The sequence below is a fragment of the Sinomonas sp. RB5 genome (genome assembly GCF_054063535.1).
On the sequence record NZ_JBSSGJ010000007.1, the window covers coordinates 86,328 to 111,805 of the forward strand.

The window sequence follows — 25,478 nt, forward strand, 5'->3', positions numbered from 1 at the left end:
GGCCCCCACCGCGGCCGGCTGGCAGCGGGCTGGCCCGTGCGTCTAATGTCGTGCCATGACGTCAGCCGCGCGCCGGTCCGGCCCCACCGGAACCCTGCTCACCCTCCTCGACCTCGACGATCTGGGAGGTGCCCGCACCGACAAGGACGTGTTCGTCGGCCCGAGCGAGCGGCAGCCGCGGCACCGGGTCTTCGGCGGGCAGGTCCTCGCGCAGAGCCTCGTCGCCGCCTCGCGCACGGTGACCGGGGAGCGCCCCGTCCATTCCATGCACGCATACTTCCTGCGGCCCGGCGACGCGGACAAGTCGATCACCTTCGGCGTCGAGCGGCTGCGGGACGGCCGGTCCTTCTCGGCCCGGCAGGTCCACGCCTACCAGGACGGCAACCCGATCCTGTCGATGATCGCCTCGTTCCAGGAAGAGTCGGAGGGGGTCGAGCACCAGTCGGCCATGCCGGAGGGGATCCCCGATCCGGAGTCGCTGCCCAGCACCGCCGACCTCCTGGGGGAGATCGACCACCCTGTCGCCCAGTACTGGGCGTTCGACCGCCCGTTCGACGTCCGCCACGTGGACCCCGCGATCTACATCTCGTCCTCCGGGCCGCAGGTGGCGCGCAATGCCGTCTGGATGAAGACCATCGAGCCGATGCCCGACGACGACATGCTGCACCGCGCCGCCCTGGCGTTCGCGAGCGACTACACGCTGCTGGAGCCGGTCCTCCGCCGCCACGGCCTCTCGTGGATCACGCCGGGGATGAGCGTCGCGAGCCTCGACCACGCGATGTGGTGGCACCGGCCGGTGCGGGTCGACGAGTGGCTGCTCTACGTCCAGGAGTCCCCGAGCGCCCAGGGCGCCCGGGGGCTGGGCGCCGGCAAGGTCTTCAACCGCCACGGAGTCCACGTGGCCAGCGTCGCCCAGGAGGGCATGGTCCGCCTGCCCTACCTGGAGGGCCCCGCCTAGCGGCGGAGTCTGCCCGGGCCCGGCGGCCCCGGCTCCTGCGGCCGCCGTGCCGGCGCGCAGACGACGAGGGGAGGCCGGCCCAGCGGGCCGGCCTCCCCTCGTCGGATCGGAGCGTCCGCGATCAGTCGCGGGTGAGCTTGCGGTGGGTGACCCGGTGCGGCTTGGCTGCCTCGGGCCCGAGGCGGTCCACCTTGTTCTGCTCGTAGGACTCGAAGTTGCCCTCGAACCAGTACCAGCTCGACTCGTCCTCGTCCGTGCCCTCGTAGGCGAGGATGTGCGTGGCCACCCGGTCGAGGAACCACCGGTCGTGGGAGACCACGACGGCGCAGCCGGGGAACTCGAGCAGGGCGTTCTCGAGGCTCGAGAGCGTCTCGACGTCGAGGTCGTTCGTGGGCTCGTCGAGCAGGAGGAGGTTTCCGCCCTGCTTGAGCGTCAGCGCGAGGTTGAGCCGGTTGCGCTCTCCGCCCGAGAGCACGCCGGCCTTCTTCTGCTGGTCGGGGCCCTTGAACCCGAACGCGGAGACGTAGGCGCGCGAGGGCATCTCGACCTGGCCGACCTGGATGTGGTCGAGCCCGTCGGAGACGACCTCCCACAGGGTCTTGTTGGGGTCGATGCCGCCGCGGCCCTGGTCGACGTAGGAGATCTTGACCGAGTCGCCGATCTTCAGCTCGCCGCCGTCGAGGGGCTCGAGGCCGACGAGCGTCTTGAAGAGCGTGGTCTTGCCGACGCCGTTGGGGCCGATCACCCCGACGATGCCGTTGCGCGGCAGGGAGAAGGACAGCCCGTCGATGAGCACCCGGTCGCCGAAGCCCTTCTTGAGGTCCTTCGCCTCGATGACGAGCTGGCCGAGGCGCGGACCCGGCGGGATCTGGATCTCCTCGAAGTCGAGCTTGCGGGTGCGCTCGGCCTCGGCGGCCATCTCCTCGTAGCGGGCGAGACGGGCCTTGGACTTCGTCTGACGGCCCTTCGCGTTGGACCGGACCCACTCGAGCTCCTCCGAGAGGCGCTTGGCGAGCTTCGCGTCCTTCTTGCCCTGGACCTCGAGACGGGCACGCTTCTTCTCGAGGTACGTCGAGTAGTTGCCCTCGTAGGGGTAGAGGCGGCCGCGGTCGACCTCGCAGATCCACTGGGCGACGTGGTCGAGGAAGTAGCGGTCGTGGGTCACCGCGAGCACGGCGCCGGGGTACTCCGAGAGGTGCTGCTCGAGCCAGAGGACGCTCTCGGCATCGAGGTGGTTGGTCGGCTCATCGAGCAGCAGGAGGTCGGGCTTCTGCAGCAGGAGCTTGCACAGCGCGACGCGCCTGCGCTCACCTCCCGAGAGGACCTTCACGTCAGCGTCCGGCGGCGGGCACCGCAGGGCATCCATGGCCTGCTCGAGCTGCGAGTCGAGGTCCCAGGCATCCGCGGCGTCGATGGCCTCCTGGAGCTTGCCCATCTCCTCGAGCAGCGCGTCGTAGTCCGCGTCGGGGTTCGCCATCTCCTCGGAGATCTGGTTGAAGCGCTGGATCTTGCCATAGATCTCGCCGACGCCCTCCTGCACGTTCCCGAGGACGGTCTTGTCCTCGTTCAGCGGCGGCTCCTGGAGGAGAATGCCGACGCTGTAGCCCGGCGAAAGCCGGGCCTCCCCGTTGGACGGGGTGTCGAGGCCCGCCATGATCTTGAGGATGGTCGACTTGCCGGCACCGTTCGGCCCCACGACGCCGATCTTGGCTCCGGGGAAGAACGACATGCTCACGTCGTCGAGGATGACCTTGTCCCCCACGGCTTTGCGGGCCTTGGTCATGGTGTAGATGAATTCCGCCATGGCCTTAAATCTAGTGCTTCGCGCGCACGATCACACATCCGGCACCGGTCGCGGGGAGCCCTTCAGGCCAGCCGTCGGGGCTCCCCTGCCCACGCACGGCGGCTCACGCCGACATGAGCCGCTCCCCGGGGCCGGCGTCAGCGCTCCGCTCTGCGCCCTCGTCCCCGTCCTGATCCTCGTCCCCGTAGGCCGCCGCGGCCTCGTCGCCCGGGGGGAACGCGCCGTCCTCGCCGAAGTCGGGCGCCACGCCCAGGAAGGGGTCCTCGGGGGCACCTTCGGCCGCGACCTCACCGGTGACGGGATCGACGACGCCGACCCCGACCACGGTCTCGGCGCCCCGCGGGAGCTGTGCCGGCTCGTCCCGGCGCCGGTTCCACCGGCCCATGCCGAGGGCGAGGTCGTGTCCCACGGACGCGGCGATGAGGTCGGCCTCGGTGCCGGGCGTGCCATCGGCCCGTTCGAAGTTCCGGATCTGCAGGCGTCCCATGACGATCAGCCGGTGGCCCTTGCGGACGCTGTCCGCGACGTTCTCCGCCATCGGCCCGTAGCACTGGATGTTGTACCAGCTCGTGTGGTTGTCGACCCATGACTGGCGCTCGCGGTCGAACCGCCGGTCGTTCACGGACATCCGGAACCGGCAGTAGGGCGTGTTGTGCCGCGTCAGTCCCACCGTCGGCTCGGTGCCGACCCAGCCGCGCAGGGTGATCGTGTCGTTCATCTGAAGACCTCCAGTCCGAGGCCCTCCGGACTGGAGGGCTCGGAACCAGCCTGTCGGCGGGACAGGTGCAGCAGAAGCGCGTCCGGCACGTATGTGGACGACGCGCGGCCCGCGGGCGCTGTGGAGGAGAAGCTGGCCCGCGGGAGGGGAGGACTGCCGCGGGCCCCTCGGCCGCGGCGGTGCGACAGTGCCGCGCGGGGCGGGATAGACTTTCACAGGCCCGCCCCAGTAGCTCAGAGGATAGAGCAGGAGCCTTCTAATCTCTTGGTCGGGGGTTCGATTCCCTCCTGGGGCGCTCGGTAGTGTCCCGGGCCCTGGCCGCCGGGGCCTCGCGACATCGACGGCACCCCCGGTCCGAGCACCGGGGGTGCCCGCCCGTCTCCGGCCTAGCCTCCGGATCCCTTGCGGCCGGCAGCCTCGGCCCGGAAGCCGAGCGAGAGCCGGAACCGGCGGGCGTCCAGGCGGTACTGCGGCAGTTCCACTGGTCCGCACGCCCCGCTGCCGAGACCGTGGTGCTCGGCATCGAGGGTGACCCACAGCCAGTGCGGGTCCGGCACCAGATCGGTCGGATGCGCCGCAGCGGCGAGGGCCTCGCTGGTCCAGGGGCGGGCCGTGAGGATGAAGGGGCCGCCGGTGACCGTCAGCGCGGCCGCCCCGCCGGACAGCGTCACGCGGCGCACGCAGCGCCGGGCACCGTTCTCCTGGGGGCGCACGCAGGGCTCCTGGAGGTCCGCGACGCACGCGGTGAACCTGCCCTGTCGCACCGATGCCACCGCGTCCGGGTAGGACTCCCCCGGGCCCAGCCCGAGCCATTCGACCCGCCGCAGTGCGGCAGGCACGGCCAGGCGCACGCCGAGGCGCGGAACCGCAGCCTGCCAGGCGCCCAGAGGCGAGCCGACGACGTCGAGGTGCAGCCCGCCGTCGTGCGCGTGCCAGCGGTACTCGACCTCGTACCCCACGTCGCTGCCCGCGGGCATGACGTGGGCGACGACGCTCAGCGCCCCCTGTTCCTCCGCGACCGACACGGTGCGGTGCTGGAGCCTGTCGAGGCCGAGCGCCCTCCACGCCGCCGCGGGCGCGGTCCCCGGCGCCCGCTCGTCGTTGTCGGTGGGCGCGCGCCACAGGTCCAGCCGGGGCCCGACCAGCGGGACGCCGGCCAGCTCGGTCAGCCTCCCCGCAGCGTCGAAGCGGCCCGGGCCGAGCTGCCAGCCGCCGGCAGCAAGGGGCAGGCACGGCGCGTCCCCGGCGGGCCTGCCCGGGCGGCGGGGCGGCTCTTCCGGCCGGTCCACGCGGGCCTGTCCGAAGGCGACCTCGTGCCCGGCACCGGCCCACGGGGCCGCCTCCGCGAGGTGCGCGGACACCGTCAGCCACCGCTCCCGCCCTGGGGGCGGCGGCGGGGCCGCTGCGGAGCGGGGCAGCGGGACGTCCGCGCAGCCTCCCGGCTCCAGCGCGGGGACGTCGAGCACGCCGGAGGCGACGGCCTCGCCGTCGTCCTCGATGCGCCAGCGGTACGCGAGGTGGGACGTGTCCCGGTGGGCCAGCCGCGAGCGGACGCGCACCCCGTCAGGCCGCGGCTCGAGGACTACCGGAGCGTACGCCACGGCCAGCTCGGCGAGCCCGGAGGAGGGGCGGCGGTCCGGGAAGAGGAGGCCGTCGGCGACGAAGTTGCCGTCGTGGACGTCCTCGCCGAAGTCGCCCCCGTAGGCGAAGAACTCCGCGCCCGGGGTGGGGCCGCCGGGTGCGCGCTGGGCGATGCCGTGGTCGATCCACTCCCAGACGAAGCCTCCGGCGATCCGGGGGTACGCGTCGAACAGCGCCGCGTACTCGGCGAGGCCTCCGGGGCCCGTGCCCATGGCGTGGGCGTACTCGCACAGGACGAACGGCAGGGCCCGCCGGTGGGCGTCCGCCGCGGGATCGGAAGCGGGCGGTTCCTCGCCGCGGCCGATGAGCTCCGTCTCTGCGTGGTCGGCGTACATGCGGGAGTACACGTCGACGTACGTGCTGTCCCAGTCGCCCTCGTAGTGGATGAACCGGTCCGGGTCGCGCTGGCGGGCCCACGCGGCCATCGACTCGAGGTTGGCGCCCCGCCCGGACTCGTTGCCGAGGGACCAGCCGACCACGCAGGGATGGTTCTTGTCCCGTTCGACGGTGCGGGTCATGCGGTCGAGGAACGCGTCGCGCCAGACGGGTTCTCCGCTCGGATTCCGGTGCCAGCCGACCTTCACGAAGCCGTGGGTCTCGAGGTCGCATTCGTCGAGGACCCACAGCCCGTATTCGTCGCACAGGGCGAGGAACCGCGCGTCCGGCGGATAGTGGCTCGTGCGCACCGCGTTGATGTTGTGCCGCTTCATGAGCTCGACGTCGGCGCGCATCGTGTCGAGGTCGAGGGTGCGTCCGGTGCGCGGATGCCATTCGTGCCGGTTGACCCCCCGAAGCTTCAGCGGGGCGCCGTTGACGGTGAGCGTGGCGTCCTCGATCGCGACCGTCCGGAAGCCCACCGCGATCCGCACCGTCTCCCCGGGAGTCGAGACGGTGCCGCGGTACAGCCGCGGCACCTCCGCACTCCAGGGCTCCACGCCCGGCACCTCGAGCGGCTCGTTGGCCGGCGCCTCGATCCCGAGTTCGGGCAGGCGCACGACGGCGCCGCGCGGGCCCTCGACGAGGAGGGACCCTTGGCGGGCGGCGGCATCGAACCCGGCGTGGACGAACAGCTCATCGATGCCGTCCGCGGGCCGGTGGAGGAGGGTGACCGGCCGGAAGATCCCCGACAGCCACCACATGTCCTGGTCCTCGAGGTAGGAGCCGGCGGACCATTGGTGGACGCGCACCGCGATGAGGTTCCCGGTAGGCCGGACGCCGGCGGTGACATCGAACTCGTGGACCAGCCGGGACCCCATGGCATCCCCGATCCGCTCTCCGTTGAGGTAGACCTCGAACGCCGAGTCCACGCCCTCGAAGCGCACCATCCAGCGCCCGCCTGCCGGAGCGGACGGCAGGTCGAACCGGCGGCGGTACTCCCCGGTCGGATTCTCGTCCGGCACGTCCGGCGGATCCAGGGGGAAAGGGTAGGTGACGTTCGTGTAGGCCGGGGCCGAGTACCTGGGCGGGCCCGGGACGCCCTCGAGCTGCCAGCAGTGCGGGACCTGCACCCGGGCCCAGGAGCCGTCGTCGAACCCGCTCTCCTCGAAGCCTGCGGTGCCCGCGGCGGTGGCGGAACAGCGGAACGCCCAGGCGCCGTCGAGGGGGAGGCTGTCCGCATCGGTATCGAGGAGCGCCCGCGGAGCCACCGCGCCGTGGTGCGGCGCGGTGTCGGTGAACCATGCGGGCCCTTGCCTGGCAGCGGTCATGGGGTCCTGCTGCGGGACGGGATCAGCGGTGCGAAGAGGACACGGGTCTTCCAGTCCCACAGCACCATGTAGGAGACGAACGCCACGCTCAGCACGATCGCCACGGCGCGCACCACCGCGAGCGGGATCCACTCGAACACGTCGAGCTGGTCCGTGATCGCGATGACGGTGAAGAACACGGTCACGAGGTAGTAGGCGAGCAGCTGCCAGCCCTTCCGGACGCCGACCAGGGCGAACAGGGCCATGAGCCACGTGATGTACCACGGCTGGATCATCGAGGCGGTCATCACCACGGCGGTGAAGGCCAGGGCCATGCGCAGGAACACCTGGTCGCTGCGGCCGCGCAGGATGAACCAGAGGGCGATGACCGCTCCCACGATGGTCCCGACCCGCTTGATGAGCCCGGCCACGAGGTCCGGGTCGCCGCCGGCGAGCTGGGTGATGTCGCCGGCGATGACGGAGAGGAGCCCGAACGGCGCGTACCAGATCCACAGCGCCCCGGGCGTGGCCATCGCGGGGACCCACCCGAACCAGAGGCCCGAAACGGCGCCGGCGGCTGCCAGCAGTGCGAGGGAGATTGCCGCGGTCGCGGCCCAGTACAGGATGCGCCTGCCCCAGCCGGCGTCCCTGCCGGCCCAGATGAGGCCGATGAACGGCAGCGCAAGGATGGTGATGGGCTTGATGAGGATCGACACCGTGACGATGACGACGGCGAGCACGGGCCTGCGCCGCACGGCCGCGAGGAGCCCGAGGAGCAGCAGGCCGAGCATGAGCGCGTCATTGTGGATGCTGGCGACGAAGTTGATGACGAACAGCGGGTTGACCACGGTCAGCCAGAGGGTCTTGGACGTCCCGAGTCCGAAGTGCTCGGCAAGGCCGACCACCGCGACGGCGCACAGCGCCACACCGCCGACGGCGACGAGCCGGAACAGCACGATCGCCACCTCGAGGTTCCCGCCGCTGAGCCACACGATGCCCTGCTCGATCCACAGGAACAGCGGGCCGTAGGGCGTGGGTGCCTCGGTCCAGAGCGAGTCGGGGCCCAGGTTGTGGTAGTTGTTCAGCGCGGAGATGCCGTTCACGTACGGATCGAGGCCGGCCGCCATGAGCCGGCCCTGGCCGATGTAGGCGTACACGTCCCGGCTGAGCAGGGGGAACGTGACCATGAACGGGGCGCACCACAGGGCGGCAATCCTGACCGCGACGCGGGGGTGCACCCCCGTCCAGTCCCCCACCCGCTGGCCCAGGCGGAGCCACGCCCGCACGAGCAGGAGGCCGCCCGAGGCGACCAGGACGGTGCACAGCACCACGAGGACGGGGTTGTCCCGCAGGACGATGAAGAACGGCACCCGGATGAGCGAGGACCCGTTCGCCATCCAGCCCACGCCGAGACCGCCGACCGCCATGGCGAGCGCCGAGGCGAACCCCTGCCACACGGCGATGCGGCCCCCGCCCGGAAGCCCGGCGATCGTGCCGGCGGCGCGGGGGACGCTCAGGCTGCCGCCTGCCGGAGGCTGAGGCATCACGGTCCCTACTGTTTCGGAAGCGCTGGCTCGGGAGCGCTGTCTCTCAAGCGCCGGACGGGGGCGACCTGCTGGGTGCCTTCCCCGTCGGCATGACATCCTCTCGATGCTATCAGCCGGCAGCCGCGGCCCCGCGGGGCGCCGGGGGCCCGCTGGTAGACTTGCGGGCGGTCGCGAGCCCCGTGCGGCCCGCCGGTCCGTAGCGAGGAGAACAGCCATTTCCATCCAGCCTGCCCGCCCCGCGGACAAGAGCCAGCCCGCGGACGAGAGCCGCTCCCCCCAGCCCCGCCGCCTCATCGCGTGGCTCCTCTCCCCCGCCGGGCTGCTGACCGGCTACCTCGCCGTCCACCTCGGCTACCTCGCCTACCTCTCCATCTTCGTCTTCCAGGGGCAGGCGTTCAGCGACACGAACATCTACCGCGCCTGGGCAGCGGCAGGCTTCCCCCAGAACGTGCAGCCCTCGCCGTGGGTCTACCCGATGGTCGGGCTCCTGCCGATCTGGATCTCGGGCCTGGCCGGCCCGGGCCCCTTCCTCATCGTGTGGGTGGTGCTCACGTCGCTGCTCAACGGCGCGGCCCTCGGAATCCTCAGCGGCTGGGGCCGGAAGGCCGAAGGCGTGCGCGCGGGATGGTGGTGGCTCGTCTTCATCACCCTCATGGGCCTGCTGGGCTTCGCCCGGGTCGACGGCGTGACGGCGCCGATCGTCCTCATGGGCCTGAGCCTCGGCGTGGCGAGCCCCTTCGCGGCGTCCGCCATCCTCGCCTTCGCCACCTGGATGAAGATCTGGCCCGCCGCCGCCCTGCTGCCGCTCTTCGCCGTGGTCCGGGACCGCTGGAAGGTCATCGTGGGCGCCGCGCTCGTCACGGCCGCCGTGGTCGCTGCGGCCGCCGCCCTCGGTGTGCTCGGCCACCTGCTCGACTTCCTCACCACCCAGGGTTCGCGCGGCATGCAGCTCGAGGCCACGTTCACGACGCCGTGGCTGTGGATGTCGGTGCTCGGCCTCGGCGGCGCACACATGTACATGAACACCGAGATCAACTCGATGCAGGTGGACGGCCCCGGCTCGACGGTGGCTTCGGCGCTCATGCAGCCGCTCTTCGTCGTGGTGGCCGCGGCCATCGCCGGGGCCATCTTCTGGGCGCTGCACGAGGGGAAGAAGCGCGGCCACGAGGACCGCTCGGAACTCCTGCTCGCCGGGGCACTCGCCATGGTGAGCGCCTTCATCGTGTTCAACAAGGTCGGCTCGCCGCAGTTCATGGTCTGGCTCGGCCCCGTCGTGGCGCTCGGCATCGCCCAGGACAGGGCTGCCTGGCGGGTGCCTGCGCGGCTCCTGCTCGGCATCGCGGTGGCGACCTACTTCATCTACCCGCTCTTCTATGACGCGCTGAGCCACAACAACCCGCTCATGGCCCTCGTGCTCACCGTGCGGAATGTGCTGCTCGTGGTCCTGTTCGTGTGGTCCGCGATCCGCCTCGTCCGACTCGGGCGGCGTGGCGCGCCCGCCGTGCCCGCGCCCGGTTCCGGATCCGACGCCGCGTAGGCCCGCCGCCGCGCCGGGTCACCCGGCCGGCTCTGGGCTTGCCTGCAGTCTGGGCCGGCCCCGCTCGCCAGCCGGCAGGCCGGCCGCGGGCCGGCCCCGCTTGTCAGTACGAACCGCTCCGGCTGCTGCCCCGCTCGCGCGGACGCTCGAAGACGATGCGCCGGGTCTTCGGGTCCAGCAGGACGAGGTAGGCGACGAACGCGAGGGCCACGAGCCCCGCGAGGGCGTCGGGCGGGAGCGGGATGTTCACGAAGCCGAACACGTGCAGCTGGTCCTGGGCGCCGAACACCACGAAGAACACCACGGTGAGGTACCAAAGCTTCACCTGCCAGTCGTCGCGGATCCCGGTCACCGCGAGGAACGGGACGAACCACAGGACGTACCACGGCTGGATGATCGGGCCGAGCACCACGATCGCCATGAAGGCCAGGCCGAGCCGGCGGACGACCTGCCGGTCGTCGCCGCGGAAGATGAGCCAGACGGCCAGGGCGATGCCCGCCCACTTCAGGACGCCGCGGTAGACCTCGGCGGCGTGGCCCCCGTCGAGGCCCATTGCGCCGAGCACGGCGGCCACGATGTTGCTCGTGAACCCCGAGGGCGTGTAGGCGATGAAACCGGGCGTCGGATCGACGATCGCGTTGACCCACCCGAAGCCGAGCCCGTACACGAGCGAGCTCACGACGAAGAGTCCCAGGCAGATGAGGCCTGTGCCGGCCCAGCAGAGGAACTTGCGCGCCCAGGAGGCCCGGGGGCCCGCCCAGAGCAGGCCTATGAACGGCAGGACCACCGCGGTGATCGGCTTGACGCCGATGGAGAGGGTCGTCAGTGCGATCCCTGCGAGCCAGTTGCCGCGCGCCGCGTAGTAGACGCCGGCGACGGCGAAGCCGATCATGAGCGCCTCGTTGTGGGCACTGGCGATGCACGAGATGAGGAAGAGCGGGTTGGCCACCGTGAGCCAGACGGCTCGTGCGCCGTCCACCCCGTGGAGCTCGGCGAGCCGGTAGCCGTAGTACGCGCACAGTGCCACCCCGCCGAGCGCGAGGACGCGGAAGAGCAGGACGGAGAGATCGGGCTGTCCTCCGGTGAGCTGCACGATCCAGCGTTCGAACCAGAGGAAGTAGGGCCCGTAGGGGGTGCGCGTCGACGCCCAGGAGGGGTCCGTGCCGAGCTCGAGCCAGTTGTTAAGGCTCGAGATGCCGGTGTCGTAGGGGTTCAGGCCGGCCGCCATGAGCCTGCCCTGGCCCACGTAGGCGTAGACGTCCCGCGAATAGATCGGGACGGCGGCCAGGAGCGGCAGGCCCCAGAGCAGGACGGCCGCGACCGTGGGCCGGATCGTCCCGGGTCCCCAGTGGCGCAGCCGCTGCCCGAGCCTCAGCCAGGAGCGGGTGAGGAGCATGGCCCCGATCACGAGCGCGATGATGCAGGCGGTGACGCCCCACGTCTCGGTCCGCAGCATGATGAACAGCGCGGTGCGGTTGAACTGCGAGGCGTCCGCGAGCCACCCGACGCCGAAGGAGCCGACCACGATCAGCAGCGATCCGATGAATCCCTGGCCGAGGGCCCAGTGCGGGGGCTGGTTCACGCCCGCCGGAGGAACCGACGTCCACAGGGAACCCAGCCGCTCGAGAATCCTCCCGGGCAGGGCAGGGCGCTGTGAGGACATGGGTCACCCCTTCTGTCGGTGCGGGAGAGGCTCATTCTAGCATCGGCGCCCCCGCGGGGACCGGCCGGAACCGGGTGCCGCATCCCGCTTGGCGGTAGTCTGGGCCGGTGCCCATCAGCAACGAACACATTGTCTGGATCGACTGCGAGATGACCGGCCTCGACCCGGTCGCCGACGCCCTCATCGAGGTGGCGGTCCTCGTCACCGATTCGGAGCTCAACGTCCTCGGCGACGGAGTCGACGTCGTCATCAAGCCCTCCGAGGAGGCCCTGGCCGGCATGGGCGACTTCGTCCGTGCCATGCACACCGAGTCCAAGCTGCTCGACGAGCTGCCCCGCGGCATGACGATGGAGGCCGCCCAGACCGAGGTCATGGCCTACATCCGGGCGTGGGTCAAGGAGCCGAACAAGGCCCAGCTCGGCGGCAACTCCGTCGGGACCGACCGGATTTTCCTGGCCAGGGACATGCCGGAGGTGATCGAGTACCTCCACTACCGCGTCATCGACGTCTCGACCATCAAGGAGCTCGCGCGGCGCTGGTACCCGCGGGCCTACTTCCAGGCGCCGGCCAAGACCGGGAACCACCGTGCCCTGGGTGACATCCGTGACTCCATCGACGAGCTGCGCTACTACCGCGAGACGGTGTTCGTCCCCGCGCCCGGGCCGGACTCCTCGGCGGCCCGCGAAGCCGCGGAGCGGATCTCCTCGGGCGCGACCGGCACGGGGACGCCCGCGAGCCCCGAGGCCGCAGAAAAAAGTTAGTCCGGAGCCGCCGTTTTGGTCATGAGCACCGGCGCGGAGCAGGTAGACTATTTCTCGTTGCTTTCACGGGGAAGGACGGCTGAGCGAGCTCGGCCCATCTCCCGAGAGTGAACGCGGTGGGTATAGCTCAGTTGGCAGAGCGTCTGGTTGTGGTCCAGAAGGTCGCGGGTTCGAGCCCCGTTACTCACCCCGAAGAGGCCGGGTCTCCGGTCACCACGAGGCCGCCGGGGATGTCCCCCGGCGGCCTCGTCGTTGTCCCTCGCCGTCCCGTCGATCCGTGAGGGCGAATGCCCGGCACAGAACAGGAGCCGATCCGTGGCCGTCCGTCCCATCACCATCTGGGGGGAGCCTGTCCTCCACCGCCGCGCCTCCGAGGTCACCGAGTTCGACGGCGCCCTGCGGGCCCTGATCGAGGATATGCACGAGACGAACGAGGCCGCCCACGGAGTGGGCCTGGCCGCCCCGCAGATCGGCGTCGGGCTGCGGGTCTTCGTGTACAAGTTCAACAATGACGACGGCGTGCCGCCCCGTGGCGTCGTCGTCAACCCGCGCCTGACCCTCTCCAAGGTCCCCGGCGCGGCGCCGGACCCCGAGGAGGACGAGGAAGGCTGCCTCTCCTTCCCGGGCGAGGGCTACCCGCTGCAGCGCGCAGAGTGGGTCAAGGTCGAGGGGTTCGACGGCGACGGACGCCCGCTCGAGTTCGTGGCGACGGGCTGGTTCGGCCGGGTCATGCAGCACGAGTACGACCACCTCGACGGCAAGCTCTACGTGGACCGCCTGATCGACCGCTACGCGAAGAAGGCCCGGCGGGCGGCGCGCAAGCACGGGTGGGGCGTCCCCGGCCTGACGTGGATGCCCGGGGTGGACCCGGACCCGTTCGGCCATGACGACCACGACCACGACGTGCACGAGCACATCTGAGGCACGGCCCCGCGGGGCCGACCAGGACGCGCGAAGGGCGCCGCACCGGATGGTGCGGCGCCCTTCGCGCATCGTGTCGGGACGGACCTACTGCTCGCGGATGACCCGCTGGAGATCCTCGTCCGCCGCCCGCTGGAGCTCCTCCAGCTGGGCGACGCGCTCGGGACTCACGTCCCCGCGCGCGAGGGCCGCCTTCGCGTGGTCCACGAGCAGCTTTGCCTGCTTGGCGTTGGCCTTGGCGACGTCGAGCGCGTGCTCGAGCGTGCTCTCATGCTCTGTTGCTTCCATAGGTGCATCTTGCCCCTGGGCCGTCGCCGAATCCAGCTTCCCCGCCGATTGCTACCGAGATGTCGCCAGGGTGTACTCGTCGGCGGCGGTCTGCACGGGGAACGACGGCGCGTGGTCGCCGGCCATGTCCTCGAGGACACGCACCACCTGCGAGCTGTAGCCGAACTCGTTGTCGTACCAGACGTACAGCACGAGGTTCTTGCCGGTCGAGATGGTCGCGAGGCCGTCGACGATCCCGGCGCGGCGCGAGCCGACGAAGTCGCTCGAGACGACCTCGGGCGAGTCGATGTAGTCGATCTGCTTGCGCAGGTCCGAGTGCAGCGACATCTCGCGCAGGTACGCGTTGACCTCGTCCTTGGTGGTCTCGTTGTCCAGGCTGAGGTTCAGCACGGCCATCGACACATCCGGGGTGGGGACGCGGATCGCGTTGCCGGTGAGCTTGCCGGCCAGCTCGGGCAGGGCCTTGGCCACGGCCTTGGCCGCGCCGGTCTCGGTCAGGACCATGTTGAGCCCGGCGGCGCGGCCGCGGCGGTCGCCCTTGTGGAAGTTGTCGATCAGGTTCTGGTCGTTCGTGAAGGAGTGCACGGTCTCGACGTGGCCGTGGACCACCCCGTACTTGTCGTTGATGGCCTTCAGGACCGGCGTGATCGCGTTGGTCGTGCACGAGGCAGCCGTGACGATCCTGTCGGCGGCCGAGATCGAGGTGTGGTTGATCCCGTGCACGATGTTCGGCAGGTCGCCCTTGCCCGGGGCGGTCAGGAGCACGCGGGCCACGCCCTTGCTCTGAAGGTGCTGGGCCAGGCCCTCCGCGTCGCGCCACTTGCCGGTGTTGTCGACGACGATGGCGTCCTCGATGCCGTACTGCGTGTAGTCGACGGTGGCCGGGCTGTCCGAGTAGATGACCCGGATGAGCGTGCCGTTGGCGAGGATCGTGCTGTTCTCCTCGTCGACCGTGATGGTGCCCTCGAAGGCGCCGTGCACGGAGTCGCGGCGCAGGAGGCTCGCGCGCTTGATGAGGTCCTTCTCGGAGCCCTTGCGGACCACGATGGCGCGCAGCCGCAGGCCAGCGCCGCCGCCGGCGTGCTCGATGAGGATCCGCGCGACGAGGCGGCCGATCCGGCCGAAGCCGTAGAGCACCACGTCGGTGCCCTTGCGCGGGTCGGCGCCGTGCTTGCCCACGACCTCGGCGAGCTCGGCGCGCAGGAAGTCCTCGAGGGAGAGGGTCTGCCCCTCGGCCCGGAACGCCTCGTTCAGGCGCGCGATGTCGATCGAGGCGGCCCCGAGCTCAAGCGTGTCGAGGGCCTTGAGGATCGGGAGGGTCTCCTCGAGGGCGAGCTCCTCGCTGTCGATCTGGCGGGCCCAGCGGTGGGCCTTGAGCAGTCCGACCACGGACTGGTTGATGAGGCTGCGGCCGTGGACCGAGGTGACCACGTTGTTCTGGCGGTAGAGCCGGCCGATGACCGGGATCATCTCCTCCGCGGCGGCCTCGCGTCCGATCCACGTGCCGAGTGCGGTTTCCGTCGTTGTGCTCACACAGGTGCCTTTCTCTGCTTTTCGCACGCCGTCGTGCGTATACCCGCCGTGGGTGTCCAGGGGTTGGTCAGCGGGCATGAAAAGAGCCGGTCCTGCGATCGCAGAGCCCGGCCCGTGGAGAACTTCTACGTTCTCTTCCAGTGTACTGAGGCTGCCGCACGGCCGCCGCCCCAGGCCCTGTGAACCTACTCACAGCGCCCGCTGGGGGCATGCGGTAGGGGTGTGAGGACAGGCCGGCCTGTGAGCCGGGTTCTGTCTCCGCGCCGGGTTGCCCCGGCGCGGGAGGCGACCATCCATCTAGGACCGCCGTTGCCGGCGGCCTCGAGCGGCCTACCCGGGCGCTCGGGCGGGCAGCCCTCGATCGCGCCCTGTCTGGCCTTGCTCCGGGTGGGGTTTACCGAGCCTCCCCGGTCGCCCGGGGAGCTGGTGGTCTCTTACACCGCCGTTTCACCCTTACCGCGGACGCGGCGCCAGGCGCCCGTCCGCGGCGGTCTGTTCTCTGTGGCACTGGCCTGCGGGTTTCCCCGAGTGGGCGTTACCCACCACCCTGCCCTGCGGAGCCCGGACTTTCCTCGCGGCGCCCTGGCTTACGCCAGACCGCCCCGCGGTCGCCCGGCCGACCTGTCCTCTCGTTCCCAGTCTATAGGGCCGCGCTCGGCCTTCAGGTGTCCGGCCGGCCGCCGGGTACGATGCCGTGGTGCTGATCCTGCTTCCGCCCTCTGAGGGCAAGACGCCCGCGCCCTCCGGTCCCGCCGTCGACCTCGGTTCGCTGAGCTTCCCGCAGCTCGAGGTGGCCCGGAAGGAGGCACTGGAGGCCCTCGCCGAGGTGAGCGGGCGCGAGGACGCCCTCGAGGTGCTCGGCGTCGGGCCGTCGCTGGCGCACGACGTCGAGCGGAACCGGCGGCTCGCGACGGAGCCGGCGGCTCCGGCCCACGCCGTCTACTCGGGGGTGCTGTACGAGGCCCTCGGCTACGCGGGCCTGACCCCGGCGCAGCGCCGCAGGGCCGACGACTGGGTCGTCGTGGTCTCGGCGCTGTGGGGCGCGGTGGGGTTCGCGGACAGGGTTCCGGCGTACCGGCTCTCGATGTCGGCGGCCCTGCCCGGGCTCGGGCGGCTCGCCTCGTACTGGAAGCCGCTCCTCGCCGAGGCACTGGCGGAGCGCGCAGCCGGGGAGCTCGTCGTCGACTGCCGGTCGAGCACGTATGCCGCTGCCTACGCTCCCCCGCCGGCCGCGACCGTCACCGTCGACGTGTTCAGGGAGCGGAACGGGAAGCGCAGCGTCGTGAGCCACTTCGCCAAGCACCACCGAGGCGACCTGGTCAGGCACCTGCTCACGCGTCGCGGCAAGGCGCCTGCCACGCCGGAGGCCCTGCTCGCCGCCGCGGCAGAGAAGTGGGAGGCGGAGCTCATCCCTGGCACGGTGCGCCGCCCGCACTCCCTCGCGCTCGTGCTCAGGGACTGAGGGCAGGGACGCCCGCTCAGCCCCACTCGGCCGAGCGGACCAGGATGCACCCGGAGTCCGGGCAGAAGACCACATCGTCCTCGGCGGCGCCCCGGATCGCTGCCAGGTCCCCGGGGCTCAGCGCCATGCCGGAGCCCTCGGACGTTCCGTGGAAGAGTCGCGCAGCGCCCACTCCCCGCTTGGCCAGCGTCTTCTCGTAGATCCCCACGAGGCCCGGCTCGATGCCACGGGCATACTCGGCCCGCTCCTCGGCCACCGTGGCCCGCTCGGCGGCGATCGATGCGAGCTGCGCATCGAGCTCCGCGCGGAGATCCTCGCTCGCGCCGCGCGCGTCCCCGAGCGCCTCGGCCGCGGACCCCTGGGCCGCCCGCAGGCCGTCGAGCCGCTCGAGGACCTCGAGCTCGGCGTCCTCAAGGTCGCTCTGGCGCGCACGCAGCCCCGCGATGTCCTTCTGGAGGGCCTCGAGGTCCTTCGACAGGCCCCCCGCGTAGAGGCGATCCTCGTCCCGCGCGATCCGGGTGGAGGCCTCGGAGACCTTCGACTCGATCCCGGCAAGCTCCGCCTCGGCCTCCGCCACCGCCCGGTCGGCCTCGCCCGCCGCCGCCGAGGCCTGCTCGAGGGCGGCCTTCGCCGGGGCGAGCCGGGGGTCCGTCTCGAGGCTCCGGCGGCGCACCTCGAGCGAGCGCAGCCGGGCGTCCAGGGCCTGCAGCCCGAGGAGCTTGAGCTGTTCGGCGGCCGGGGCCTTGGGCATCGTTCCTCCTTAGGGGCCGCTGCCCTGGGTGGCTGGGCGGAGGCGGCCGGTGGCTGCGACTCTATCCCTCGCCCGGGGTGAGGATGAAGTCCCAGGGATCGGTGTTGATCGTCGAGACCCTGATGTCGAGGCTATGGCCCTGGTCGGTGAGCACGTTGTCGAGCGCGGAGGCGGCGGCGGGGAGCCAGAGCCACTCGCTCGCGAAGTGGCTCACGTCGATGAGGTAGGGGCGCCCGTCCGCGGACGCCTCGCGCGCCTCCGAGGCGGGGTGGTGCCGCAGGTCCGCGGTGATGTAGACGTCCGCCTCGGCCGCGCGGACGGCGTCGAACAGGCTGTCACCCGCGCCACCGCACACGGCCACGCGGCGGACGAGCCCGTCGCGGTCGCCGGAGACGCGGACGCCGCCGGCCACCGCCGGCAGGATGCCGAAGAGCCGCCCGGCGAGGTCTCCGAGGCTCGTGATCTCGCCGAGGTCGCCCACGCGCCCGATCCCCTCTTCGGGCAGGCCGGCGGCGGCCTTCGTCAGCGGCGCGACGTCGTCGAGCCCCAGCGCGTCGGCGAGCACATCGGAGACGCCGCCGACGGCGGAGTCCCCGTTCGTGTGGACGCTCACGAGGGCGGTGCCCGACTCGATGAGGCGGTGCACGGCGCGACCCTTGGGGGTGTTCGCGGCGACGCTCGTGACCCCCCGCAGCAGCAGCGGGTGGTGGGCCACGATCAGGTCCGCCTCCCATGCCGCGGCCTCCTCGATGACCTCAAGGACCGGGTCGACGCAGAACAGGATCCTGCGCACGGGCTGGGACGGCCGTCCCGTCACCAGGCCGACGGCATCCCAGCCCTCGGCGAGGGACTCGGGCCACAGCTCCTCGACGGCCAGGAGCACGTCGGCGAGCGTCACGCCCTCTGCGGCGCCGGGGGTGCCCTCCGGGGCTCCCTCCTCTCCGGGCTCGGCGCGGGGGCCGGTGGACGCGTCCTCCAGCGGGGCGGGGCCGTTCTGCTCTGTCACGAGGCGAGGTCCTCTCTCGGGAATCTTCCGCGGGCTGCGGACATTGTAGGCAGCATGAAGACTTTCATTCTGGGCGGCGGCTGCTTCTGGTGCCTCGACGCGGTCTACCAGAAGACCCGCGGCGTCTCCTCGGTGGTCTCGGGCTACACCGGCGGCCACTTCCCTGACCCTGACTACTACAGCGTGTGCTCCGGGATGACGGGGCACGCCGAGGTCGTCGCAGTCACCTTCGACGAGGAGGTCATTCCCCAGGAGACCGTCCTGGACATGTTCTTCGCCCTGCACGATCCGACCACGCCCAACCGGCAGGGCTACGACGTCGGCACCCAGTACCGCTCGTCCATGTTCTACCTGACGGACGAGGAGAAGGAGCTGTTCGAGCGGGCGATCGAGCGCAACCAGTCGCTCTGGAACACCCCGATCGTGACCGAGGTGAGCCGGGCTGGCACCTTCTACCCTGCAGAAGACTTCCATCAGGACTACTACGCGAAGAACCCGGACGCGGGCTACTGCAGCGTGATCATCAACCCCAAGCTCGCCAAGGCCAGAAAATATTACTCTCAGTGGCTGATTTCCTAGCCGCCCTCCGGCGCGCTGGCTAGGCTGAAGCCGCAGCCGGCCCCTACGGTCAGACTGTCACGCCTACTGCAGAAAGCTAAGGACTCATGGCACGCATCTACGACGACGTCACGCAGCTGGTCGGCAACACCCCGCTGGTCCGGCTCAACCGGCTCACGGAAGGCCTGGAGGCCCAGGTCGCGGTCAAGCTCGAGTTCTACAATCCCGCCAACAGCGTCAAGGACCGCATCGGCGTGGCCATCATCGATGCTGCCGAGAAGGCGGGCGCGCTCAAGCCGGGCGGGACGATCGTGGAGGGCACCTCCGGCAACACGGGCATCGCTCTGGCCATGGTGGGCGCCGCCCGCGGCTACAAGGTGATCCTGACGATGCCCGAGACGATGTCGACCGAGCGCCGCGTGCTGCTGCGCGCGTACGGCGCCGAGATCGTCCTCACCCCCGGCTCGGACGGCATGCGTGGCGCCGTGGAGAAGGCCCAGGAGATCGTGGCCAACACCGAGAACTCGATCTGGGCCCAGCAGTTCGCGAACCCGGCCAACCCTGAGGTCCACCGGGCCACGACGGCCGAAGAGGTCTGGAACGACACCGACGGCGGCGTCGACATCTTCGTCAGCGGGATCGGCACCGGCGGCACCATCACCGGTGTCGGCCAGGTCCTGAAGGAGCGCAAGCCGGGCGTGCAGGTCGTGGCCGTCGAGCCGAAGGACTCCCCCATCCTCAACGGCGGCCCCGCCGGCCCCCACAAGATCCAGGGCCTCGGCGCGAACTTCGTGCCCGAGATCCTCGACACGAATGTGTACGATGAGGTGCTCGACGCGACCCTCGAGGACTCCGTCGCAGTCGCGCGGGACCTCGCCGCCCAGGAGGGCATCCTCGGCGGCATCTCCTCCGGCGCCATCGTCTGGGGCGCCCTCGAGCTGGCCAAGCGTCCCGAGAACAAGGGCAAGCTGATCGTCGCCATCGTGTGCGACTTCGGCGAGCGCTACATCTCCACTGTCCTCTACGACGACATCCGCGGCTAGGGGCACGGGCTCCGGCTCGGCGGAAGGAAACCTGTTGTCTCTGATCAAACGCACGGTGGCGCGGCTGAGGGAAGACCTCGAAGCCGCGGCCGCGCACGACCCGGCTGCCCGCGGCAACGTCGAGAACTTCCTCGCGTACTCCGGGCTGCATGCCATCTGGATCCACCGCCTCACCCATGCCATGTGGCAGCGCGAGGAACTCCGTCTCCCGGCCCGGCTGATCTCGCAGGCCGGCCGCTTCCTCACCGGCATCGAGATCCATCCCGGTGCGACGATCGGGCGCAGGTTCTTCATCGACCACGGGATGGGCGTGGTGATCGGGGAGACGGCCGAGATCGGCAACGACGTGTTCCTCTACCACGGGGTCACCCTCGGCGGCCGCTCGCTCGCGAAGGTCAAGCGGCACCCCACTATCGGCGACGGCGTGACCATCGGCGCGGGCGCGAAGGTCCTCGGACCCATCACGATCGGGGCGGGCAGCGCTGTGGGCGCCAACGCCGTGGTGGTCAAGGATGCCCCGCCCAACTCGATCGTCACGGGCGTGCCCGCGACCTGGCGCCACCGGGACGCCGCGAAGGAGACGAAGCCGGCCGTCGACCCGGCGGAGTACTACTACATCTAGCCCCGACGGAACCACGCACGGCGGCGCCGCTCCCCCACGCGGGGTGCGGCGCCGCCGTCGTCCGCGGATGTCCCGGAACGTCCACCCTCCGTTAAGGCGCGGTTGGCCTCGGGCGCACCCGCGCGCGGCATGCTCTGCCCATGACGAACCCCCCTGAGAACTCCCCCGTCACCCGCCGTCGCCTCCTCCTGGGCGCCGGCCTCGCCGCAGCCGCCGGGACCGTGGGCTTCGCGGCCCCGGCGCAGGCGTCCCCGGCGGCCGGAGCATCCGGCAAGGACCTGCCCGGCTCGCTCTCGGCGACCGACCCCACGGCCGTCCCGACGGTCGACGGCCTCCACCTCCAGTTCGGCGCGGACGCCTCGAGCGAGATGGTGGTCTCGTGGCACACCCTCCAGCCGGTGCGCGGTGCCCGGGTGGTCCTAGGCGATGGGCACGGCACCTTCGACAAGGCGGTCGAGGCGACGACCCGCAGCTACGTGGACGCGAAGTCCGGCCAGACGGTGTACGCGCACCATGCGGTCCTGTCCGGCCTCGCCGCGGAGACGGGCTACCTGTACGCAGCGGTCCACGCAGGAGCTGCGCCGCAGTTCGGGACCTTCACCACCGCACCGCGCGGCCGCGGCCGCGTGACCTTCACGAGCTTCGGCGACCAGGGCACCCCCACGCTCGGCAAGAAGCTGGGCACCTCGTGGGCCAACGACAACCTCGGCTCCCCCGCCGCCGGCGACACGACGGGCGGCGTCGAGCGGGTGCAGCCCATGTTCCACCTCTTCAACGGAGACCTCTGCTACGCGAACCTCGCGACGGACCGGATCCGCACGTGGTGGGACTTCTGGGCCAACAACTCGCGCAGCGCCCGGAACCGGCCGTGGATGCCCTCGGCCGGGAACCACGAGAACGAGCTCGGCAACGGTCCCATCGGCTACGCGGCGTACCAGACCTACTTCCAGGTCCCCGAGGCCTCCGGACAGACCGACGTGACGCGGGGGCTCTGGTACAGCTTCACCGTGGGCGCGGTGCGGGTCATCTCGCTCGCGAACGACGACGTGTGCTACCAGGACGGCGGCAACTCGTACGTGCGCGGCTACTCGGGCGGCGCGCAGAAGGCCTGGCTCGAGAAGGAGCTCGCCGCGGCCCGCTCGGACCGTGACGTCGACTGGATCGTCGTGTGCATGCACCAGGTGGCGATCAGCACGGCCAACAACTTCAACGGCGCCGACCTCGGCGTCCGGCAGGAGTGGGTGCCGCTGTTCGACAAGTACGGCGTCGACCTCGTAGTGTGCGGGCACGAGCACCACTACGAGCGCTCGCACCCGATCCGCGGGCACGAGGCGAACCAGACGATGACGCCGGTGCCGGCCGCCACCGACACGCGGACCGTCGACACGACCAAGGGCACGGTGCACATGGTCCTGGGCGGCGGCGGGACCTCAGCTCCGTCGAACCAGCTCCTGTTCACCCCGCCCGAGTGCCGGGTGATCGTCTCGGTCTCGGACCAGCCGGATCCGACGACGCACCACCGGGTGCCCGTCTACGTGCACGAGCCGGCTCCCTGGTCCGCCGTCCGCGATGCCGCGAACTCCTACGGCTTCGGCGCGTTCGAGGTCGACCCGGGGACACCCGGCGGGGACACCACGATGAAGGTCACCTACTACAACGTCACCGGCGTGGGCGGGGGCCTGGAGGCCTTCGAATCCTTCACGCTGCGACGTCCGCGCTCGGACGCCGGCCGGTCGGCCGGCGCGCCCGGGCAGCAGGGCTGACGCCGCCGGTCGGCACCGGCGACCCACGCACGACGGCGCCGCCCACCTCGCGAGGTGGGCGGCGCCGTCGTGGTTCGGGACGCGGCTCCCGGAGGGCGACCCCCAGGAGGTGACCTCCAGAAGGTGACCTCCAGAAGGTGACTCCCAGGAGGTGACCTTTAGGAGGTGACTTCCAGATGCGGCCCCGGGCGTCCCGTCAGTGCGTGTCGACGGCCGAGATCTCGGAGCGGTCCTCGCCCCAGAGCGTGTGGAAGGTGCCCTCGGTGTCGACGCGGCGGTACGTGTGCGCCCCGAAGAGGTCGCGCTGGCCCTGGATCACGGCGGCGGGGAGCCGCTCGGCCCGCAGTGCGTCGTAGTAGGCCAGCGAGGACGAGAACACCGGCACGGGGATGCCGAGCTGGACGGCCGTGGCCACGACGCGGCGCCAGGCCGGGACGGCCTTCCCCACGGACTCGACGAAGGCCGGGGCGAACAGGAGGTTCGCCGGAGCCTGATCGCCCTTGTAGGCCTCCATGATGACCTTGAGCAGGTCGGCGCGGATGATGCACCCGGCGCGCCACAGCGACGCGATCTCGTCGAGCTTGAGGTCCCAGCCGTACTCCTTGGCGGCGCTGGTGAGCATGTCGAGCCCCTGCGCATAGGAGACGAGCTTGGAGGCGTAGAGGGCCTGGCGCACGTCCTCGACGAAGTCCTCCGGCAGGGCCACCTCGGCCTCGTGGCCGGCGAGGGTCCTCTGGGCGATCTCCCTCTGGGCCGCCTGCGAGGAGATCCCGCGGGCGAACACGGACTCGGCGATGCCGGACACGGGGGAACCGAGGTCGAGGGCGGACTGGACGGTCCAGCGGCCCGTCCCCTTCTGGCCGGCGGCGTCCACGACGACGTCGACGAACGGCTTGCCGGTCTTGGCGTCGACGTGCCCGAGCACCTGCGCCGTGATCTCGATGAGGAAGGAGGACAGGTCGCCCTTGTTCCACTCCTCGAAGATGGCCGCCTGCTCGGCGGGCTCGATCCCGGCGGCGCCGCGGAGGAGGCTGTACGCCTCGCCGATGACCTGCATGTCGGCGTACTCGATGCCGTTGTGCACCATCTTCACGAAGTGGCCCGCGCCGTCGGTGCCGATCCACGCGCAGCAGGGAGCGCCGTCGTCGGCCTTCGCGGAGATCTTCTCGAGGAGGGGGCCGAGCGCGTCGTAGGACTCCTTGGAGCCGCCGGGCATGATGGACGGCCCGTTGAGGGCGCCCTCCTCGCCGCCGGAGACGCCGACGCCCACGAAGTGGAGCCCCTTCTCGGCGAGGGCGGCCTCCCGGCGCCTCGTGTCCTGGTAGTGCGAGTTGCCGCCGTCGATGACGATGTCGCCCTCTTCGAGGAGCGGGACGAGCTGGTCGACGACCGCGTCCACGGGCGCGCCGGCCTTGACCATGATGAGCACCCGACGGGGCTTCTCGAGGGCGTCCACGAGTTCCTGGAGCGTCTCGGTGCGCACGAACTCGCCCTCGTCGCCGTGCTTGGCCAGGAGGGTGTCCGTCTTCTCGACCGACCGGTTGTGCAGCGCGACGGTGAAGCCGTTGCGGGCAAGGTTGCGGGCGAGGTTCGCGCCCATCACCGCAAGGCCGGTGACGCCGATCTGTGCAGACATGTACTCTCCGTCTCTTCGGGGGATCTCAAGCACCAAGGCTAGTTGAGGCACGGAACCCTGGCCTCCGTTTGACATCGTATTTCGGCGCGCCTCACTTTTGGCAATCGATTGCCAAAGATGCCATCACGCAGGCTGCGGGCCAGCGGCACGCGGGGTCTCCGGCCGCTCTCCGCGACATACTGCTCATCTGTTTTGAAATGGGCGGCGTTTCGCCTTATATTCATCTGCAGAGCCTCCCGCCGCGGCAACCCCCCCAATGGCCGCGGCGGGAGGCTCGTTCCATGCTCGGGCACCTCCGGGCAGACGCGGGAATCCGCCGGGCACACGGTGGCAGCACGATCACGATCGCGGCGCGAAGCCGGCAGCGGGAGCTGGAGGGCACGGCGGCGTGCGCCGTGCGAACGGTGGGTCCTACCGGGATCGAACCGATGACATCCACGGTGTAAGCGTGGCGCTCTACCAGCTGAGCTAAAGACCCTCGAGGCCGGCCGCAGAGGCGGTCCGACGGGGTTCAACACTACCGCAGACCCCGGGTGGCCGCTAACAGCGCGGCCGCCCTAGGCGACGGGGGTCCCCGTGATCTGGGCGAGGGCCCGGCGGTACTCGGCGATGTCGCGGGCCTGCCCCCGGGGATTGACGACGCGGTAGCGCACCACACCTTCGGCATCGAGGATGAAGGTGCCGCGCAGGGCCATGCCGTCCCGGTCGTCGAAGACGCCGTAGCGCTGCGCCACCTCGCCGTGCGGCCAGAAGTCGGCCAGGAGCGAGAACTCGTAGCCCTCGGACGCCGCGTAGGCCCGCTGGGCGAACTTGCTGTCCACCGAGATCGCGAGGACCTCGCAGTCAACCTTGGCGAAGGCGTCCCAGCCGTCCCGCACCTCGCAGAGCTCGCCCGTGCAGATCCCCGAGAACGCAAAGGGGAAGAAGATCACTACGACGGGCCTGCCGCGGAACGATGAGAGCCGCACGGGCTCGCCGTACTGGTTGGGCAGCTCGAAATCGGGGGCAGTCTCCCCCACCGCGGGCGCGTCGCCCGCCGCGGCGCTCACTGCTTCTTCCGCACGAGGCGCGTCGCGCTCCAGTCCTTCGAGACCCCCACCGAGGAGGTGGAGTGAAGGCCCGCCGTCGGGGCCGACTCCTGGACCTCGACCGGGCGCACGTGCCCGTCACGGCCCTGCTTGGGCGTCAGGAGCCAGACGACGCCCGCCTCGTTGAGGGTGGTCTGCGCGTCCATGAGCATGTCGACGAGGTCGCCGTCGCCCTCGCGCCACCACACGATCACACCGTCGACGACGTCGTGGTCCTCCTCGTCGAGGAGGTCGGAGCCGACCTGCTCCTCGATCGCCTCGCGCAGACCGAAGTCCACGTCCTCGTCGTAGCCGAACTCTTGGATCAGGTCACCGTCCTTGAAACCCAATCGCGCCGCCACATTGCTGCCCGCGGCGGTGTCGGTCTCGCCCACGTCGTCTCCTCCTCGTCTCTGCTGTGCCCTCAGGCACTGTCCCGGCAGGCCGCGAGTGCCGCATCCGCCGGATGCGGCGCAGCACACAGCCCGCCGTAGCTATAAGCCAACTACGTTTG

General features: G+C 70.9%; 21 protein-coding genes, 3 tRNA genes and 1 other RNA gene. 11 read left to right on the forward strand and 14 right to left on the reverse strand.

Annotated elements, in window-relative coordinates; genetic code table 11:
• Nucleotides 1-55 precede the first annotated feature (55 nt).
• On the forward strand, nucleotides 56-958 hold the full coding sequence (locus ACVWWH_RS10020; RefSeq protein WP_066498200.1) for an acyl-CoA thioesterase: 903 nt from the start codon (nucleotides 56-58) through the stop codon (nucleotides 956-958).
• Nucleotides 959-1,079: 121 nt separating this feature from the next.
• Here ACVWWH_RS10020 and ettA read toward each other — a convergent pair whose 3' ends face one another.
• Nucleotides 1,080-2,762, reverse strand: coding sequence for an energy-dependent translational throttle protein EttA (ettA, locus tag ACVWWH_RS10025; protein WP_066498202.1), 1,683 nt, complete (start codon nucleotides 2,760-2,762; stop codon nucleotides 1,080-1,082).
• 103 nt (nucleotides 2,763-2,865) lie between these two features.
• Nucleotides 2,866-3,480, reverse strand: a complete 615-nt coding sequence (locus ACVWWH_RS10030) for a single-stranded DNA-binding protein (protein WP_457316486.1) — start codon at nucleotides 3,478-3,480, stop codon at nucleotides 2,866-2,868.
• A gap of 222 nt (nucleotides 3,481-3,702) precedes the next feature.
• Here ACVWWH_RS10030 and ACVWWH_RS10035 point away from each other — a divergent pair.
• Nucleotides 3,703-3,775 (forward strand) — tRNA-Arg (locus ACVWWH_RS10035).
• Nucleotides 3,776-3,866: 91 nt separating this feature from the next.
• On the opposite strand, the gene ACVWWH_RS10040 is transcribed toward ACVWWH_RS10035, so the two are convergent.
• Nucleotides 3,867-6,827 carry a glycoside hydrolase family 2 TIM barrel-domain containing protein gene (locus tag ACVWWH_RS10040; RefSeq protein WP_457316487.1) on the reverse strand — a complete coding sequence of 987 codons (2,961 nt, stop codon included), beginning with the start codon at nucleotides 6,825-6,827 and terminating at the stop codon, nucleotides 3,867-3,869.
• The gene (mptB, locus tag ACVWWH_RS10045; protein WP_066498208.1) at nucleotides 6,824-8,350 is read right to left on the reverse strand and encodes a polyprenol phosphomannose-dependent alpha 1,6 mannosyltransferase MptB; all 1,527 of its coding nucleotides are present in this window, start codon (nucleotides 8,348-8,350) and stop codon (nucleotides 6,824-6,826) included. Before mptB (ACVWWH_RS10045) ends, ACVWWH_RS10040 begins: the two co-directional genes overlap by 4 nt.
• A gap of 106 nt (nucleotides 8,351-8,456) precedes the next feature.
• On the opposite strand from mptB (ACVWWH_RS10045), the gene ACVWWH_RS10050 reads away from it, so the two are divergent.
• Nucleotides 8,457-9,890 (forward strand): glycosyltransferase 87 family protein, encoded by a 1,434-nt coding sequence (locus tag ACVWWH_RS10050; RefSeq protein ID WP_084249471.1) that lies wholly within the window; start codon nucleotides 8,457-8,459, stop codon nucleotides 9,888-9,890.
• A gap of 103 nt (nucleotides 9,891-9,993) precedes the next feature.
• Here ACVWWH_RS10050 and mptB (ACVWWH_RS10055) read toward each other — a convergent pair whose 3' ends face one another.
• Nucleotides 9,994-11,553 (reverse strand): polyprenol phosphomannose-dependent alpha 1,6 mannosyltransferase MptB, encoded by a 1,560-nt coding sequence (gene mptB, locus ACVWWH_RS10055; RefSeq protein WP_457316488.1) that lies wholly within the window; start codon nucleotides 11,551-11,553, stop codon nucleotides 9,994-9,996.
• A gap of 149 nt (nucleotides 11,554-11,702) precedes the next feature.
• Between mptB (ACVWWH_RS10055) and orn the strand changes: the two genes are divergently transcribed.
• From orn to def, 3 genes are all read left to right on the forward strand, one after another.
• Nucleotides 11,703-12,314: an oligoribonuclease gene (gene orn / locus ACVWWH_RS10060; protein ID WP_457316553.1), complete on the forward strand. Its 612-nt coding sequence runs from the start codon at nucleotides 11,703-11,705 to the stop codon at nucleotides 12,312-12,314.
• 116 nt (nucleotides 12,315-12,430) lie between these two features.
• A tRNA-His gene (locus tag ACVWWH_RS10065) sits at nucleotides 12,431-12,503 on the forward strand.
• A gap of 126 nt (nucleotides 12,504-12,629) precedes the next feature.
• Nucleotides 12,630-13,235: a peptide deformylase gene (gene def, locus ACVWWH_RS10070; RefSeq protein WP_066498217.1), complete on the forward strand. Its 606-nt coding sequence runs from the start codon at nucleotides 12,630-12,632 to the stop codon at nucleotides 13,233-13,235.
• An 87-nt stretch (nucleotides 13,236-13,322) separates the two neighbouring features.
• On the opposite strand, the gene ACVWWH_RS10075 is transcribed toward def, so the two are convergent.
• The 3 genes from ACVWWH_RS10075 to rnpB all read right to left on the reverse strand — a co-directional run bounded on the left by ACVWWH_RS10075 (nucleotide 13,323) and on the right by rnpB (nucleotide 15,680).
• Nucleotides 13,323-13,523, reverse strand: coding sequence for a hypothetical protein (locus ACVWWH_RS10075; protein WP_066498219.1), 201 nt, complete (start codon nucleotides 13,521-13,523; stop codon nucleotides 13,323-13,325).
• A gap of 51 nt (nucleotides 13,524-13,574) precedes the next feature.
• Nucleotides 13,575-15,134, reverse strand: coding sequence for a glyceraldehyde-3-phosphate dehydrogenase (locus ACVWWH_RS10080; RefSeq protein WP_447419076.1), 1,560 nt, complete (start codon nucleotides 15,132-15,134; stop codon nucleotides 13,575-13,577).
• 147 nt (nucleotides 15,135-15,281) lie between these two features.
• An RNA gene (gene rnpB / locus ACVWWH_RS10085) (RNase P RNA component class A) lies at nucleotides 15,282-15,680 on the reverse strand.
• Between the two features lie 73 nt (nucleotides 15,681-15,753).
• On the opposite strand from rnpB, the gene ACVWWH_RS10090 reads away from it, so the two are divergent.
• Entirely contained in the window at nucleotides 15,754-16,518 is a 765-nt protein-coding gene (locus ACVWWH_RS10090; protein ID WP_457316489.1) for a YaaA family protein, read from the forward strand.
• A 16-nt stretch (nucleotides 16,519-16,534) separates the two neighbouring features.
• Here the strand turns inward: ACVWWH_RS10090 and ACVWWH_RS10095 are convergent, their stop codons facing one another.
• Together ACVWWH_RS10095 and ACVWWH_RS10100 are read right to left on the reverse strand one after the other, a co-directional pair.
• Nucleotides 16,535-17,269 (reverse strand): zinc ribbon domain-containing protein, encoded by a 735-nt coding sequence (locus ACVWWH_RS10095; protein WP_457316490.1) that lies wholly within the window; start codon nucleotides 17,267-17,269, stop codon nucleotides 16,535-16,537.
• Between the two features lie 61 nt (nucleotides 17,270-17,330).
• Nucleotides 17,331-18,248: a Nif3-like dinuclear metal center hexameric protein gene (locus ACVWWH_RS10100; protein WP_457316554.1), complete on the reverse strand. Its 918-nt coding sequence runs from the start codon at nucleotides 18,246-18,248 to the stop codon at nucleotides 17,331-17,333.
• 81 nt (nucleotides 18,249-18,329) lie between these two features.
• On the opposite strand from ACVWWH_RS10100, the gene msrA reads away from it, so the two are divergent.
• The 4 genes from msrA (at nucleotide 18,330) to ACVWWH_RS10120 (ending at nucleotide 22,261) form a co-directional block, all read left to right on the forward strand.
• A complete protein-coding gene (msrA, locus tag ACVWWH_RS10105) occupies nucleotides 18,330-18,854 on the forward strand; it encodes a peptide-methionine (S)-S-oxide reductase MsrA (protein ID WP_066498225.1) in 525 nt (174 codons plus the stop codon).
• Between the two features lie 86 nt (nucleotides 18,855-18,940).
• Nucleotides 18,941-19,876 carry a cysteine synthase A gene (cysK, locus tag ACVWWH_RS10110; RefSeq protein ID WP_066498226.1) on the forward strand — a complete coding sequence of 312 codons (936 nt, stop codon included), beginning with the start codon at nucleotides 18,941-18,943 and terminating at the stop codon, nucleotides 19,874-19,876.
• A 43-nt stretch (nucleotides 19,877-19,919) separates the two neighbouring features.
• Nucleotides 19,920-20,498 (forward strand): serine O-acetyltransferase EpsC, encoded by a 579-nt coding sequence (gene epsC / locus ACVWWH_RS10115; protein WP_229710818.1) that lies wholly within the window; start codon nucleotides 19,920-19,922, stop codon nucleotides 20,496-20,498.
• A gap of 140 nt (nucleotides 20,499-20,638) precedes the next feature.
• On the forward strand, nucleotides 20,639-22,261 hold the full coding sequence (locus tag ACVWWH_RS10120; protein ID WP_457316491.1) for a purple acid phosphatase family protein: 1,623 nt from the start codon (nucleotides 20,639-20,641) through the stop codon (nucleotides 22,259-22,261).
• A gap of 196 nt (nucleotides 22,262-22,457) precedes the next feature.
• On the opposite strand, the gene gndA is transcribed toward ACVWWH_RS10120, so the two are convergent.
• The 4 genes from gndA to ACVWWH_RS10140 all read right to left on the reverse strand — a co-directional run bounded on the left by gndA (nucleotide 22,458) and on the right by ACVWWH_RS10140 (nucleotide 25,359).
• Nucleotides 22,458-23,897 (reverse strand): NADP-dependent phosphogluconate dehydrogenase, encoded by a 1,440-nt coding sequence (gene gndA, locus ACVWWH_RS10125; protein ID WP_066498229.1) that lies wholly within the window; start codon nucleotides 23,895-23,897, stop codon nucleotides 22,458-22,460.
• Between the two features lie 405 nt (nucleotides 23,898-24,302).
• A tRNA-Val gene (locus ACVWWH_RS10130) sits at nucleotides 24,303-24,375 on the reverse strand.
• Nucleotides 24,376-24,454: 79 nt separating this feature from the next.
• Nucleotides 24,455-24,946 (reverse strand): peroxiredoxin, encoded by a 492-nt coding sequence (locus tag ACVWWH_RS10135; protein ID WP_457316492.1) that lies wholly within the window; start codon nucleotides 24,944-24,946, stop codon nucleotides 24,455-24,457.
• Nucleotides 24,943-25,359, reverse strand: coding sequence for a DUF3052 domain-containing protein (locus ACVWWH_RS10140; protein ID WP_066498237.1), 417 nt, complete (start codon nucleotides 25,357-25,359; stop codon nucleotides 24,943-24,945). The genes ACVWWH_RS10135 and ACVWWH_RS10140 overlap by 4 nt, the downstream gene beginning before the upstream one ends.
• Between the last annotated feature and the right edge of the window lie 119 nt (nucleotides 25,360-25,478).